Annotated in this window: 12 protein-coding genes; 5 read left to right on the plus strand and 7 right to left on the minus strand. The window is 47.6% G+C overall.

Annotated features, from left to right (window positions below; all coding sequences use genetic code 11):
- Nucleotides 1-2 precede the first annotated feature (2 nt).
- The 7 genes from NSS87_RS25520 to NSS87_RS25550 form a co-directional block, all read right to left on the minus strand.
- Nucleotides 3-1,649 (minus strand): extracellular solute-binding protein, encoded by a 1,647-nt coding sequence (locus tag NSS87_RS25520; RefSeq protein WP_042191440.1) that lies wholly within the window; start codon nucleotides 1,647-1,649, stop codon nucleotides 3-5.
- Between the two features lie 34 nt (nucleotides 1,650-1,683).
- Nucleotides 1,684-2,574 carry a carbohydrate ABC transporter permease gene (locus NSS87_RS25525; protein WP_042191442.1) on the minus strand — a complete coding sequence of 297 codons (891 nt, stop codon included), beginning with the start codon at nucleotides 2,572-2,574 and terminating at the stop codon, nucleotides 1,684-1,686.
- Nucleotides 2,575-2,669: 95 nt separating this feature from the next.
- Nucleotides 2,670-3,596 carry an ABC transporter permease subunit gene (locus NSS87_RS25530; protein ID WP_339243379.1) on the minus strand — a complete coding sequence of 309 codons (927 nt, stop codon included), beginning with the start codon at nucleotides 3,594-3,596 and terminating at the stop codon, nucleotides 2,670-2,672.
- A gap of 24 nt (nucleotides 3,597-3,620) precedes the next feature.
- Entirely contained in the window at nucleotides 3,621-4,919 is a 1,299-nt protein-coding gene (locus NSS87_RS25535; RefSeq protein WP_042191446.1) for a 6-phospho-beta-glucosidase, read from the minus strand.
- Nucleotides 4,916-5,893 carry a BadF/BadG/BcrA/BcrD ATPase family protein gene (locus NSS87_RS25540; RefSeq protein ID WP_042191448.1) on the minus strand — a complete coding sequence of 326 codons (978 nt, stop codon included), beginning with the start codon at nucleotides 5,891-5,893 and terminating at the stop codon, nucleotides 4,916-4,918. The genes NSS87_RS25535 and NSS87_RS25540 overlap by 4 nt, the downstream gene beginning before the upstream one ends.
- 21 nt (nucleotides 5,894-5,914) lie before the next feature.
- Nucleotides 5,915-6,904: a LacI family DNA-binding transcriptional regulator gene (locus NSS87_RS25545; RefSeq protein WP_042191450.1), complete on the minus strand. Its 990-nt coding sequence runs from the start codon at nucleotides 6,902-6,904 to the stop codon at nucleotides 5,915-5,917.
- Nucleotides 6,905-7,221: 317 nt separating this feature from the next.
- Nucleotides 7,222-7,446: a LuxR C-terminal-related transcriptional regulator gene (locus NSS87_RS25550; protein WP_019908812.1), complete on the minus strand. Its 225-nt coding sequence runs from the start codon at nucleotides 7,444-7,446 to the stop codon at nucleotides 7,222-7,224.
- A gap of 246 nt (nucleotides 7,447-7,692) precedes the next feature.
- Here NSS87_RS25550 and NSS87_RS25555 point away from each other — a divergent pair, with 246 nt between their 5' ends.
- The 5 genes from NSS87_RS25555 to NSS87_RS25575 all read left to right on the plus strand — a co-directional run bounded on the left by NSS87_RS25555 (nucleotide 7,693) and on the right by NSS87_RS25575 (nucleotide 13,653).
- Complete coding sequence (locus NSS87_RS25555; RefSeq protein WP_179085837.1) at nucleotides 7,693-7,860, plus strand: hypothetical protein; 168 nt, start codon at nucleotides 7,693-7,695, stop codon at nucleotides 7,858-7,860.
- Between the two features lie 430 nt (nucleotides 7,861-8,290).
- The gene (gene efeO, locus NSS87_RS25560) at nucleotides 8,291-9,190 is read left to right on the plus strand and encodes an iron uptake system protein EfeO (protein ID WP_094872648.1); all 900 of its coding nucleotides are present in this window, start codon (nucleotides 8,291-8,293) and stop codon (nucleotides 9,188-9,190) included.
- A gap of 5 nt (nucleotides 9,191-9,195) precedes the next feature.
- A complete protein-coding gene (efeB, locus tag NSS87_RS25565; RefSeq protein ID WP_339243381.1) occupies nucleotides 9,196-10,527 on the plus strand; it encodes an iron uptake transporter deferrochelatase/peroxidase subunit in 1,332 nt (443 codons plus the stop codon).
- A gap of 58 nt (nucleotides 10,528-10,585) precedes the next feature.
- Nucleotides 10,586-12,385 carry an FTR1 family protein gene (locus NSS87_RS25570; RefSeq protein WP_339243382.1) on the plus strand — a complete coding sequence of 600 codons (1,800 nt, stop codon included), beginning with the start codon at nucleotides 10,586-10,588 and terminating at the stop codon, nucleotides 12,383-12,385.
- Nucleotides 12,386-12,675: 290 nt separating this feature from the next.
- Complete coding sequence (locus NSS87_RS25575; RefSeq protein ID WP_042191457.1) at nucleotides 12,676-13,653, plus strand: LacI family DNA-binding transcriptional regulator; 978 nt, start codon at nucleotides 12,676-12,678, stop codon at nucleotides 13,651-13,653.

The raw sequence follows: 13,653 nt of genomic DNA on the forward strand, positions 1-13,653 counted from the left end.
TCTTATTTCGTCGCGTTGATTTTCTTGACATTCTCCTGCCATTTTTCGGTTCTGAACTCAAGCAGCTTATCCAGCCCCGCTTTTTGGGTGTTCTTTTTGGCTGTCTCCAGTGCCGACAATACCTCTTCATCCGACTTCGCCTGAACCATTTGTGCGTAAGCAAGGGTATAAATATCCCCGACATTCTGTGCGATGATGCCAATCTCCGTATCCGGAAGCGGATCGGTATTCACAAATTCCGTAATGTCCAGCGCGGTTTTCCAGGTCACCGTGGACTGCGCCACTGTCTCCCATGATTTCTGGTTCGCGGAAAGCAACGCCTCTAAGCTCATTTTCGCCGTATCAATAAAGGTCGTATTTCCCGCCCAGTTAAAGTCCTCGAATTTTCTCATCGTTTCGGTACGCTCGTTAGCAGGAGTCGTCTTGTATTTCTCATTCGGAATTGGTGCTCCGTCTGCGTCCTCCTCATCCCAGTACAAGCCTTTAGGACCGAAGAAAAGCACCTTCTGTCCCTCCGGACCCGTAATCCAGTCAAAGTAAGCGAAGATGGCCTCCGGATCCTTGGCCTTTTTCGTAATGACACTGACGTTCCAACCCAGCGTCTCGAAACCGCTTACAAACACTTGTGTTTTGTCTAGTCCGGCTTTATGAATCGGCCAAATAATTTCATAACCGCTGTCCGGATTGTTCGCAGTCAGTGCACGGTGTCCCTCGGCTCCATACGTAGTGATATTGGATTCGACCATGACCGCTACCCGGCTGGTATTGACCTTTTCTTTGACCGCATCCTGGGTTTGCTGCAGTGCATCCTGCGTAATCAGCCGTTCACGATAGAGCTTATTGATATACAGCACCATCTCCTCGTAAGCGGGATCGTCCAAGATAGATGACAGCTTGTCGCCTTCCGGATGTCCCATGAGTGAAATGAACTTACTGGTGGAGTTCTCCTTAAAACCGCCATACATAATTTCCAGACCTGCCCCCTTCTCGCCAACCTCCAGAGGTACAACATCCGGATACTTCTCTTGCACCAAGCGTAAATATTGATACAAATCATCAAAGGTCTCCAGCGCCGGTCTGCCGAGCTCATTATAAATATCTTTATTCACCATCCATCCGCCGTTGCCGAATTGCCCGGATGTATACCAGTTGGGAATTTGATAGATTTTTCCGTCATCTGAACGGAGCAAATTCAGGGTGGATTCCTTCACATATTTCTTGAAGTTCGGATACTTGTCATAGTAATCATCCAGCGCAACAAGTTGCCCTGCCTGCACCAGCCGTTCCACTGAGGATCCCCGGTCAGTAAAAATGACATCCGGTAAATCACCACCGACGATCATCGTGTTGAGTTTTTCTCCGGCCGCACCTCCCGATTGAATCGGTTCAACATTAACCTTACGGTTCTCCTGAATCCATTTTGTCGCCTCATTATCCCCCCATGGTGATGTCGTAAGCCAGTCGTAATTTCCATAAAAGCTGAAGGTGACGGGCTTAATCCCGCTGCCGTCATCAGTGGCGACCTCGGTATTCAGATTTTTCTCACTTGTGTTTGGTGAAGTGTTAGAATTCCCCCCTCCGCTACAGGCAGCGAGAAGAAGCACCAGCGAAGTCAGCAGAAGCGATACCCATTTCATACGATTGCCCATTCTTTTCCCTTCTTTCTACATAATATGGAGACTGCTATTCTTTCAATGAACCGATCATTACGCCCTTAACAAAGTACTTTTGGAGAAAAGGGTACGTCAGGATAATCGGAATAGTAGCGATCATCATCGTAGCCATGGTCAGTGACTTCGTAGTAATCGTCCGATTTCGGTTCATATGATCCAGCGCGATGGCATTCGATGAACCAATTTGGGTCATAATGTTGGAGTTCATAACCTGCCGCAGCAGGGTCTGTATAGGAAGCAGTTCGTCTTTCGTAATATAGATCGCTCCCGTAAACCAGTCGTTCCAGTAACCGACCGCAGTAAATAAAGCAATCGTGGCCAGCACAGGGCCGGAGACGGGAATAACGATCCGGAAGAAAATGCCGTAGTTACTGCAACCGTCGATTTTGGCTGATTCCTCCAACCCCTCCGGCAAAGCGTTGAAGAAGGTGCGGATGACAATCATGTTCCAGACGCTGATGATGCCGGGGATAATCAGAACCCAAAAGGTGTCCAGCATACCCAAAGAGCGAACTAGTAAATAACTAGGGATGAGCCCTCCACTGAAGAACATCGTAATCATGAAGAACACCATATATTGTTTTCGAAAAAGCAATGTTTTCTTGGACATTCCGTAAGCTAACAGGGCCGTGAAGAAGACGGACAATGCCGTGCCGCCGAGCGTTCTAAGAATGGTGATCAGAAAAGAATTCAGCAGGCGATGATCCTGAAACACAATATAATAATTTTCCAGGGTAAATGCTCTCGGCAACAAGGTTACACCGCCGAGCGCCGTATCGCTCCCTAGATTAAAGGAAATGACCAGCGCGTTCCAAAATGGGTACAGCATAAGTAGCGCCAGCAGCGTCAAAAGGATATAAATAGTCCGCTGCATGATTTTGTCGCCTAGGCTTAGTCTCATTGTTCACCTCTCCTAAAAGGTTTATGGAGCATTACTTACAATCGATACATCCCAATAAAACTTACATCGGAAGCATTCGCTATGAGTAGTAGTACCTACCAGAGACTAACATCTGCCCGGCGCGCGATTTTGTTGGCCATTACCAGCAGAATGACACTGATTACCGCTTTGAAAAGCCCTACCGCTGTCGCATAAGAGAATCTGGCATTTAATATCCCCACACGGTACACATAGGTGTCGATAACATCGGAGTAGGGTCGCAGGATTGGATTGGTTGCCAGCAGCAAAATGTCCTCGAAGCCCGCACTAAGCAGACTGCCGATGGCAAGAATCATAAAGATGATGATAATGGGGGTAATGCAGGGGAGTGTAATCAAGTGAATTTGCTTAAATCGGCTTGCTCCGTCTATGGAAGCGGCTTCATATAAAGTCGGATCAATGCCTGCAATCGCGGCCAGATAGACAATGCTCCCAAATCCGACCTCCTTCCACACATTTACACTTACTAGAATAGACCAGAAGTATTTGGGTAATGCCAGGAAGTTAACTGGCTCTCCTACCAGATTGAATCGCTCCAGCACATAGTTTACCGTTCCGTTGTCAACAGATAACAGCGAAAATACAAAACCGGATACAATAACCCAGGACAGGAAATACGGTAAATAGCTGACGGTCTGGATAACGCGTTTAAAGCCCATATTACCGATCTCATTCAGCATTAGTGCAAGAAGAATCGGTGCTGGAAAAGAGATAATCAATTTAAGCAAACTAATCACAATGGTATTTCGCATCACATTCCAGAACTCCGGTGCCTCGAAGAACATTCTGAAATGCATAAATCCAACCCAGGGGCTCTTCATAATGCCGCCAAAAATATCGTATTGCTGGAACGCCATAACCACGCCATACATCGGAATGTAGCTAAAAATGAATACAAAGATAATTCCCGGCCAAACCATGGACTGTAAATCCAATTGACTGGTGAATTTCTTCCATCTACTTGGTTTCTCGGCCGTGTTCATCCGTTTTTCCTCCTCTGGACGATTCTAGTGAAACAACGGCAAAAACGCTTTGTTCTTCTCCAGCATTTCATCCAGCAGCTGTTCAGCTACGGTGACCGAAGGCACGAGCGGATGATGAACCATAGCCTGCAGGGCCATATCCCGGTCTCCGTGCACAGCTGCCTCGATGGTGAGGCTCTCGTATTGCTTGACCGCGGCCAGCAGGCCTTTGACGGGCTGCGGAATTTTGCGCAGCGGAATCGGCAGCGGACCTTGTTTGGTTACCAAACAGTTCACCTCAATGGAGGCATCGTCCGGCAAGAAGTCAATCATTCCGTTATTCCTTACATTCAACGTCTGGATATCGCGGGAATCATTATAAATGGAGCGCATCAGCAGCACTGCCGCCTCCGAGTAATAGGCTCCACCACGCTGCTCCAGCTGCTTTGGCTTCTCATTTAGCTCTACGTTCCGGTACAGCTCAAACAGCTCTTCCTCCACCTTCTTCACTACCTCAGCGCGCGATCCGGTCGTTGCTGCTGCTTCCTTCTGTTCCGCAAGCATCGCGTCCGTCATGTAGTAATAGCTCAGGTAATAAGAAGGGATGGCTTTCAAAGCATTCAGAAACCGGTGGTCCCAGGAATCAAACGGCACATTACTCGCCTTGTAGTTCTGGGGGTAATCAATGAGCTCCTGTAGCTTGCTTTTACCGTCAATTACGATATCGGATACCCAGTGCAGATGGTTGATGCCGACAAACTCCGCGTAGATCTTCTCCATAGGAAGTCCGAAGAACTCAGAGAGCCACTTTTGAAAACCGATCGGCGAGTTGCACAGGCCTACGCTTTTTACCGATGAATATTTGTGAACAGCTTCAGTTACCATACCGGCCGGATTCGTAAAATTCAGCAACCAGGCATCCGGAGCTAGCTCCTCGATGTCCTTGCAAATATCCAGAATAACCGGAATGGTCCGCAGGCCTTTCATCATCCCTCCGGGACCCGTCGTCTCCTGACCGATGACATCGTATTGAAGCGGAATTAATTCGTCCCATTTCCGCGCTTCCAGCATACCTACCCGGATTTGAGTGCAGATAAAGTCTGCTCCGGCGATGGCCTCCCTGCGCTCAAGCGTCTGGGTCACGGTAATCGGTAGTCCGGACTCAGCAATCATACGCTTGCTTAATTCCGCAATCGTATGCAGCTTCTCCTTTCCCGCCTCAATATCCACCAGCCATACTTCGCGGACGGGAAGCTTTTTATGGTGCATGATGATGCCTTCAATAAGCTCAGGCGTATACGATGAACCCGCTCCGATGACAACGAGCTTCAGAGTCTCCTTCATAATAATAGCCCCTCCTTACCCAGTGATAGACGATCAAGAACCTCCTGATTCACACACACACCGCTGCTTTCCATTGCCAAAACGACCGCGCCTACAACCGGTTCCCGGGTTAGAATCCTTAAAGTGCCATTTGGAGCTGAATGCTTCACTCTCTGTTCAATGGCCCGCCGGATGATGCCTGAGCGATCCCCCTTGGTCAATAGGCTGCCTGCAAGTACGATGTCAAAGGAATCCTCCTCCATAGCCAAATGGCGGATTGTCGATACCGCTGCCAAACCCAGCTCATCCCCTTGCTTGGTTAGCAGTAGGGTGGCAACCTGGTCTCCTTCATCTGCCGCTTGAAACAGCAGCTCAGCAATCTGAGGAGGCAAGTCTCTGGAATGATCCAGGTAATCCTCCCTTAACTCCGAAACACTGGAATAGCCCAGCAAATGAATTAAGCGTTCGCTTAAGACAGTCTCTTTCTCTCTTCCATCATCCGCCCGAAGAACGCTACGGAATACCTCAATACTTAGATCATAGCCGCCGCCGTAATCACCGAACCGATAGCCAAATCCACCACATTGGTATGTAACGCCTCGCGGATTTTTACCGGCGCAGTTCACTCCCGAGCCGCAGATCAGCACGATCCCATAATTACTCTCTGTACCTGATCGCAAGGCAATCCAGGTATCGCAGGAAATCTCAGTTCGGGGAAGGCCAAGTCTGCTGATGATTGGTCGTAAAATTCGAAAATCGGATTCTCTGTCCGCTCCAGCCAGACCGAACCAGGAATACTCCATCTGATCCTTTGTCAGCCCCGACGCTATAATCGCTCCCGATACAGCCTGGTGCAAACTGTTCTCTGCCTGTTCACGATTGTTTTGATGATTCCCGTTCCCTCCCTTGCCTACACCAATGACCGTTCCCTGTTCATTTGCAATCATTGCATAAGTTTTGCTGCCCCCTGCATCGACTCCCAAAAAGTACTTCACAGTTCGTTTCACTCCTAATATTTAGGTTAACCTTACAGATGCGGTGGATTCACGCACGAGAAGCTGAGGAGCGAGCTTCGTTACAACAGCTGGCATCACCTCCCCATTGATTAATTTCATCAGCAAATCAACACCAATGCTGCCCATTTGCGCCTCAGGCTGTCTGACTGTCGTCAATCGGGGATAAAATTCACCTACGAACTGCTGATCATCAAAGCCAACCACTGAGATATCCTGAGGTACCAGAATCCCCTCCTCACGCAGGGCTTGAACAACACCTAAAGCAATAAAATCGTCTCCTGAAAAAATGGCTGTCGGCAGCTTATCTTCACGGATCCATCTCTTGGCCACCTCATAACCGCTACTTACCGTAAATCCGCAATATTCCGTGCCGAAAGGCGATAGTCCCGCTTCATCCAGCGCCTGTACATAACCCCGCTTGCGCTCTGCTACACTCAGGAACACCGAAGGGCCACCGATATAGGCGATCTGGGTGTGTCCAAGACCAATCAAGTGCTTGGTAGCTTCATACCCCCCTTGATAGTTATCGACGACGACACTGGGAACATCCTCATGCTGGAGCTGGTTATCCAGCAAGACAAACGGAATATTTTTTCTTTTCAGCTCCTCCACATATTCTTTTTCCTCAAGCGGAGATAACAGGATAATCCCGTCAACGCGGTCCTTCTGAAACAGGAAGTTAACGCCTTCATCCTCATTCTCGGCTATCGACAGGGCCAAGAAGTAACCTTGTTCTGCCAGCTTCCGGTTCACCACGCGAATCACGCGGTCATAGAAAGAGTCGTTAAAGTTGGTAATCGACATACCGATGACTCCCGTCTTGCCACGCACGAGACTCCGCGCCGCTGAATTGGGCTGATAATTTAATTCCTCCATAGCACTCAGCACTTTCCGCCTATTGCCTTCACGTACAGAAGGTGAATTGTTAATAACTCTGGATACGGTCACTACAGAGAGCCCCGACTTTTTGGCTACATCATGAATGTTCATCTAAGCTTCTATGCCTCCAAGTTCAATAGTTTAAACGTTATAACTTTTAGGGAAATAAAAAAGGACTAACTCTTCTCACCACAACTACGTCCTGACTGAGAATCGAACATTGAATGTCAGTTTCACCTTTATCGAAAGTATCAAAATGATTTCAAAAGTTTAAAGGTTTTAACTTTAAGATGATTTTACAACCATTCCCAATATCCGTCAATCCATAAAATGTAGTCAAATCTAATATTCCGGACACTACAAAAAACCTTCCCTCACCCCTAGAGGTGGAGAAGGCTTAAACGCGTCACTTCCGAAGACATGGCCAGCTATATTTTCAGCTCCCCAAGCTTGATCAGCTCGACAACCGCTTGTGAACGGCCTTTAACGTTTAGTTTTTGCATTACATTGGAGATGTGGTTCCGAACTGTTTTTTCGCTGATAAATAATAAACCAGCGATATCACGAGTCGTTTTGTCCTGCACGAGAAGCTCGAAAACTTCGCGCTCACGATGAGTCAACAGAAATTTGCTGTGGTGTTCGTTCCCCTTCAATGGTGTCACCCCTCCTTGCCCTGGGTTTGTTTGGTATAACAAGGTAAAGGGATACAGTCAAAACATATTATGTATTGATGAAGTTAATGGTGCTGTCATAACTACAAAATGGGCTTAACCATCCGAAGCTTATTACACCGCTTTAGTGAGGACATTCACCCGCAAAACTTGAAATCTCTTGGATAGAATCATCTCCTTACAGGGCAAACTACAACTTGTTGTTTCTTATTAAAAGGAGGTGTAAGTATGAGCAACTCGAAAAATAATCAACCTACTAAGGCAGAGGTACAAACTACGAAATTAAACAAATTGCCACTAGTTGGTAAATTCGAACCGGAATTTTCTGCTGAGGAAGCCGCAGAAGTATTCAAAAATCATCCCACTACGGAACATGAATCCCATAATGAACAATAAAATAAAGACGACACAGAATGAGGCTGTCGAATAAGTAGCTTTTTCCTATAAATGAGACAGCTCGGTTAATTATAAAAACTGTATGCAGCACATAGCAGCGATTCATCCATTATTGGAGAATCGCTGTTTTGTGTTGTTGGTCGTTGACTGCCCGCTTCAACAGTGTATTCATCATCTCCTTAAGAGGGTTACGGTCCCAGATGACGTTATCAGTAAATTTTTCGCATTTTAAGTAGAGTTTCGGACCCCAAAATTAGATATATTTCTACAAACTCAACTCCCAGTCCCGGGAGTTTTTTTATCTTGCAAAATATAACTATGAAATACATCACAATTTTATATTGACAGTAAATGTATACGGACTTATGATAAGTCCAGCATAAATGATAACGATTATCATTCACATATAAAAAAAGGGGGGCTTCATTCAATGAAATTCACATATGCCGTGCCTGCAGGTCTACTTGCAGCCTCCATACTATTTACCGGGTGTGCCAGTAACAACAATAACAGTAATAGCAACACTAGCAATAATAACTCTGCAAATGCTGCTGCTAACAGTACCAAGGCAACAAATACATCTGATACTACTACAGCAACTACTGCCGACTTTACATCAGCGGTTGAACAATATCGTACATATGTCATCGAGCAATGTGATGAATTTGTAAAGCAAACAGAAAATTTCACGAACGCAGTTAAAGAAGCAAAGATTGAGGATGCAAAGGCACTTTATGCACCAGCCCGCATGTATTACGAGCGAATTGAGCCGATTGCAGAAGCACTTGGTGATTTGGATCCGAATATTGATGCCCGTGAGAATGACGTAGATGCTGCTGAATGGCGCGGCTTCCATAAGCTTGAAAAGGCACTTTGGCAGGATAACACTACCAAAGATATGACCGAAGTTGCTGACCAATTATTGAAAGATGCCCAGCTTCTACGTGCGAAAGTAGAGACCGTAGAGATCGATGCCAATCTGCTCGTTACTGGTGCTGTAGAACTGCTTAATGAGGTTTCTTCTTCTAAAGTAACAGGTGAGGAAGAACGTTACTCCCACACAGATCTGTACGATTTCGTCGCTAATGTTGAAGGTGCCCAAAAGATATACGAGCTGTTAAAGCCAGAACTGGCGAAAAAAGATGCTGAGCTGGAAAAAACGATTGGTGAACGGTTTGCAGCCTTGCAAGCTGAGCTTGCTCCTTTCAAATCGGGAGATGGATATGTTTCCTATGAAGAGCTGAAGGAAGAAGATGTGCGTAAGTTGAGTCAGAATTTGGATGCCTTGGCTGAGCCATTGTCCAACATGGGAACTATTCTAGGAGTGTGATCATCATGAATAAGCAAAATAGATCTACCGGTGTACCAGTGAATGCAGAGGGTGCCCCTCTCAATGGAGAAACCAAGAGCAATCTTATATTAGATAAAAAACTAAGCCGCCGCGATATGCTGCGGCTTACTGGCGCCACTAGCCTTGGTCTATTATTAGGTGGTGGAGGTGTTGGTGGAATTATGGCTGCGCGCAATGCCGTAGCTGAGCCAACAGCAGCCTCCGATGCTGATTCCATTCCTTTTTACGGGAGTCATCAGGCCGGCATTCTAACCCCTGCGCAAAATTTTATTTACTTCGCAGCCTTTGATCTGACCACAACGAAGCTATCCGATGTAAAAAAGCTAATGCAAGCATGGACAACTGCCGCAGCTTCTCTTACTACTGGCAGCCTCATTGGCGACGTCAATGACAACCCTAATCTCCCACCCTCCGATACAGGTGAAGTGGATGGTTTAAACCCTTCACGCTGTACGCTTACCTTTGGTGTCGGTCCTTCTTTTTTTGACAACAGATTCGGTTTATCTTCCAAGCGTCCAACCCTATTAGCCGACCTTCCAGCATTTACGGGAGACAACCTGGATCCTAAGTGGTGTGGTGGAGATATTTGTGTCCAAGCATGTGCTGATGATCTGCAGGTGGCCTTCCATGCCATCCGAAATCTGGCACGTATCGCCCGTGGTACAGCCGTACTCCGCTGGACACAGGAAGGCTTCCAGCGCACAGGAACAGCAGATCCTAAGGGAGCGACGCCGCGTAATCTTCTAGGTTTTAAAGACGGCACAGGAAATCCAGATACTACGAACGAAGCAGAAATGAACGAAGTGGTCTGGAACAGCAGCAGTGACGGTCCTTCATGGATGAGCGGCGGCACTTATATGGCAGTTCGCCGTGTACGTTTCCGAATTGAGGTCTGGGACCGTTCCTCTCTGAGCGATCAAGAAGCCACCTTCGGCCGTTATCGTCATAACGGAGCACCTATCGGTGCAAAGGATGAATTCGATGATCTGAATCTGAAAGCGGCTGATGCTTCCGGGAAGCCCGTCATTCCGCCGGATTCACATTCTGCCTTAGCGCATGGTGACGGCACCGTCAAAATGCTGCGCCGCTCCTACTCCATTTCCAGCGGATTAGATATCGCAACAGGTCAACTCGATGCAGGATTATTATTCATCAGCTTTCAACGGGATTTAATGAAGCAATTTGTTGCGATCCAGCAGCGCCTCTCGAAAAGTGATCGGCTAAACGAATATATGACGCATACAGGCAGTGCGGTATTTGCCTGCTTCCCAGGTATTCGCCAAGGCGGCTACATCGGGGAAACACTTTTAGGCTAAGCCAGCTCTAATTTTCCAATCGAATGTTCCTGTCCATTATTGAAAGGGGATTATCCCGATGTACTCTCTTAATAAACGGCTGCTATCGAAGGCAGCCGTACTGATTCTGTTTAGCATCATATGTATACTGATGCTATCTATCCCGGCGGGGGCGAAGGGTGATGGCTCGGTCGACGAGCTGCTGCCGCCTGTCGGCAGCGCGCTCGTCGAAGCCGGCCAGAGCCGCTGGGACGCGGCCGCCGCCGATGTAGAAGCGTTCGCAGCGCTGTGGCGCACCGCGAACGCGAACACGCCGGACCCGGCACTTGCCGGTCCGGCTGCCGCCGTTGACGCCGCGCTTGCAGACGCGGCGGCGGCCCTTGCGGCGGGCGATGGTGCGCCCGCCAAAACGGCACTGTCCACGCTCGCAAGAAGCGTGGACGCGTATGTCACCGCCGCCTCCGGCACGGACGGCGGTGACACTGGAGCCGCCGGCCAGGAGACGGCGGCGAAGCTGTTGCCCGCGGCGGAGCGCACGCGGGATGCGGTGCGCAGCGCCGACTGGAGCGCGGCAGCGGCAGCGTACCGTGACATCGTCAGCGGATGGAAGCCGGCAGAGCGCAACATCCGGGCCGACAATTCCGCCGTCTACAGCTTGCTGGAGACGAAGATCAGCCTGCTGCGCATTGCGCTGCAGGCAGAACCGCTCCGCGAGGAGTCGGCGAAATCAGAAGCAGAAGCCTTATATCAGCTGCTTGCTGATTACAGTGAAGGCAAAGCAATAGATGCTGGGGATACTTCCGGTAAACCAGCATCTATTGAAGGACTGATCAGCCATCTCAACAAAGCTTCTTCCACCGCCAAAGCAGGCAACAGCGCAGAAGCAGCTAATATCATGGAGCAATTCATCGTAGATTGGCCCTCTGCTGAAGGACAAGTACAGATCGCATCTCCAGCGGTATACACCAATATTGAGAACGAAAGTGCAGCAGTCACTGGCTATCTGCTCTCTAATCCACCTAAGCTAGATCAAGCCTTAAAGATCATGGATAATATGGTCACTGAGCTGACTCCTTTGGCTGGTGAGACAACCTATAATGCTTGGGATGCTGCGCTAATTCTTCTGCGTGAAGGACTGGAGGCGATTCTCGTATTGTCTGCCCTTCTTGCCTACCTGAAACGTGATGGGAACACAAAAGCACAGAAATGGATTTGGTCTGGCGCAGCTGTAGGACTTGTAGCGAGTATCGGATTAGCCGTTCTACTCACCTATACCATTTCCCGCGCGGCATCTGGTGGAGCACGCGAGATGATTGAAGGCATCACAGGTCTTGTAGCCGTCATTATGATGCTTACCATTGGACGCTGGCTGCATAGTAAATCAAATACCGCAAATTGGAACAACTATGTTGGACGGCAAGTGGATGGAGCATTAGCCAAGGGCAATCTCTGGTCTTTATCCTCCGTAGCAGCGCTTGCGATTTTACGTGAAGGAGCAGAAACCACCATTTTTTATGTAGGGATGGCCCCTTCCATTAAAGTGTCTCAATTGCTGCTAGGGATCGGTAGTGCTCTAGTCATTCTAGCAATTGTAGGTTACGCAATTATTGCCTTAAGTGCGAAATTGCCGATTGCCGCCTTCTTCCGTACAGCTACACTTCTTATTTACTATTTAGTATTTCGCTTTCTTGGAGAGAGCATTCACTCCCTTCAAGTCGCAGGGAAACTACCCGCACATGTACAGGATGGATTACCTTCTATTAGCTGGCTCGGGATGTATCCAACTTGGGAAACTTTAGTGCCTCAGATGCTTGTCCTTGCGTTTATTGTGTGGGAGATGCTACGCAATAGAGCACCAAAAGCGTCACAAACTGTATAGCTACAAAGAAAAAAACGGTTGTCATCTTTTAACGATGACAACCGTTTTTTGTAGATTTTAAATGAAGCCGATGCTAGGATCTTTACATTAAAAATGAAACTAGATGTACCGGTCCGTCACGCCCGTTAGGTTACGCCGGTTTAGTCCGGTAATCCCTTGCAACTACAGTCTAATTTATGAAATGGATTCCATAGCAAGCTTTTTATTTGCAAAGTAATTTACGGACGATATGATAGAATAAAAAGACTAGACACTACACTCAAACACCAAAGGGAGGCTGTTGTTCTCGAATGGCTAATATAAAAGAAATCGCCCGTATGGCTGGTGTTTCCGTGACAACGGTCTCGCGAGTACTCAATAATCATCCTTATGTAAGTGAAACCAAACGAACCGCTGTTTTAAATACGATTGAAAAGTTAAACTACACGCGTAATATGAATGCCGTGCATCTAATTACCGGCCGTACCCACGCCATTGCCGTTATTATCCCTAATATCAACATTTTTTATTTTTCTGTAATTATTGAAGGCTTAGCCCAAGAAGCGTTGCTAGCGCAATACCGCTTGATTCTGTGCCAGACCGATTACCGCCATGAAGAAGAACTCAAGGTACTGGAGATGCTGCGCAACAAAGAAATTGACGGCGTGGTAATTGTATCTACGAGAATGAGCTCAGAAGTCATTGATGAATATACAGCATATGGCCCGATAGTCATCTGCCAAGATAGAGGTGAACGCCGCTTCTCTTCTGTGTATATCGAACATTATTCCGCTTTTCGCTCCGGCCTGCAGTACTTGCATGATAAGGGGTATGAACAGATAGGTTACTGTGAAGGCAGACAACATGGCAGCAGTAGTTCTATTCGGCAAATTGCCTTTAGTGACTTTCTAGCCGCTACAGGCCAGCCTTTTCAGGAAGAATGGATGATGTATAACTGTATGAATGAAGAGGACGGTGGACGTGTACTGCACCAACTGCTGAAAATGAAGAACCGGCCTAATGCCCTAATTATTTCAGGCGATCATGTGGCAGCCGGTCTAATCATCGAAGCGTGGAAGAACGGTATCCGTATTCCTGAGGATCTGGCCGTCATCGGATTTGACGACCAGCCGATCGGACGACTTTTAGGTCTAACCACCATAGATAACCAGTTACCCGAAATGGGCGTTACAGCTTTTCGGATCATCTATGATCAGATCCAAAATAATGATAGTCATCCTGTACACCGTAAGCTTGAGTATCGCATTATTGAACGTTCTACGGTATAG

Source organism: Paenibacillus sp. FSL F4-0243 (assembly GCF_037963295.1).
Lineage (GTDB): Bacteria > Bacillota > Bacilli > Paenibacillales > Paenibacillaceae > Paenibacillus_AQ.

Bases quoted from the DNA above. Each gene is read 5' to 3' on its own strand.
- NSS87_RS25520 (WP_042191440.1), bottom strand. From the start codon at position 1,649: ATGGGCAATCGTATGAAATGGGTATCGCTTCTGCTGACTTCGCTGGTG.
- NSS87_RS25525 (WP_042191442.1), bottom strand. From the start codon at position 2,574: ATGAGACTAAGCCTAGGCGACAAAATCATGCAGCGGACTATTTATATC.
- NSS87_RS25530 (WP_339243379.1), bottom strand. From the start codon at position 3,596: ATGAACACGGCCGAGAAACCAAGTAGATGGAAGAAATTCACCAGTCAA.
- NSS87_RS25535 (WP_042191446.1), bottom strand. From the start codon at position 4,919: ATGAAGGAGACTCTGAAGCTCGTTGTCATCGGAGCGGGTTCATCGTAT.
- NSS87_RS25545 (WP_042191450.1), bottom strand. From the start codon at position 6,904: ATGAACATTCATGATGTAGCCAAAAAGTCGGGGCTCTCTGTAGTGACC.
- NSS87_RS25555 (WP_179085837.1), top strand. From the start codon at position 7,693: ATGAGCAACTCGAAAAATAATCAACCTACTAAGGCAGAGGTACAAACT.
- efeO (WP_094872648.1), top strand. From the start codon at position 8,291: ATGAAATTCACATATGCCGTGCCTGCAGGTCTACTTGCAGCCTCCATA.
- efeB (WP_339243381.1), top strand. From the start codon at position 9,196: ATGAATAAGCAAAATAGATCTACCGGTGTACCAGTGAATGCAGAGGGT.
- NSS87_RS25570 (WP_339243382.1), top strand. From the start codon at position 10,586: ATGTACTCTCTTAATAAACGGCTGCTATCGAAGGCAGCCGTACTGATT.
- NSS87_RS25575 (WP_042191457.1), top strand. From the start codon at position 12,676: ATGGCTAATATAAAAGAAATCGCCCGTATGGCTGGTGTTTCCGTGACA.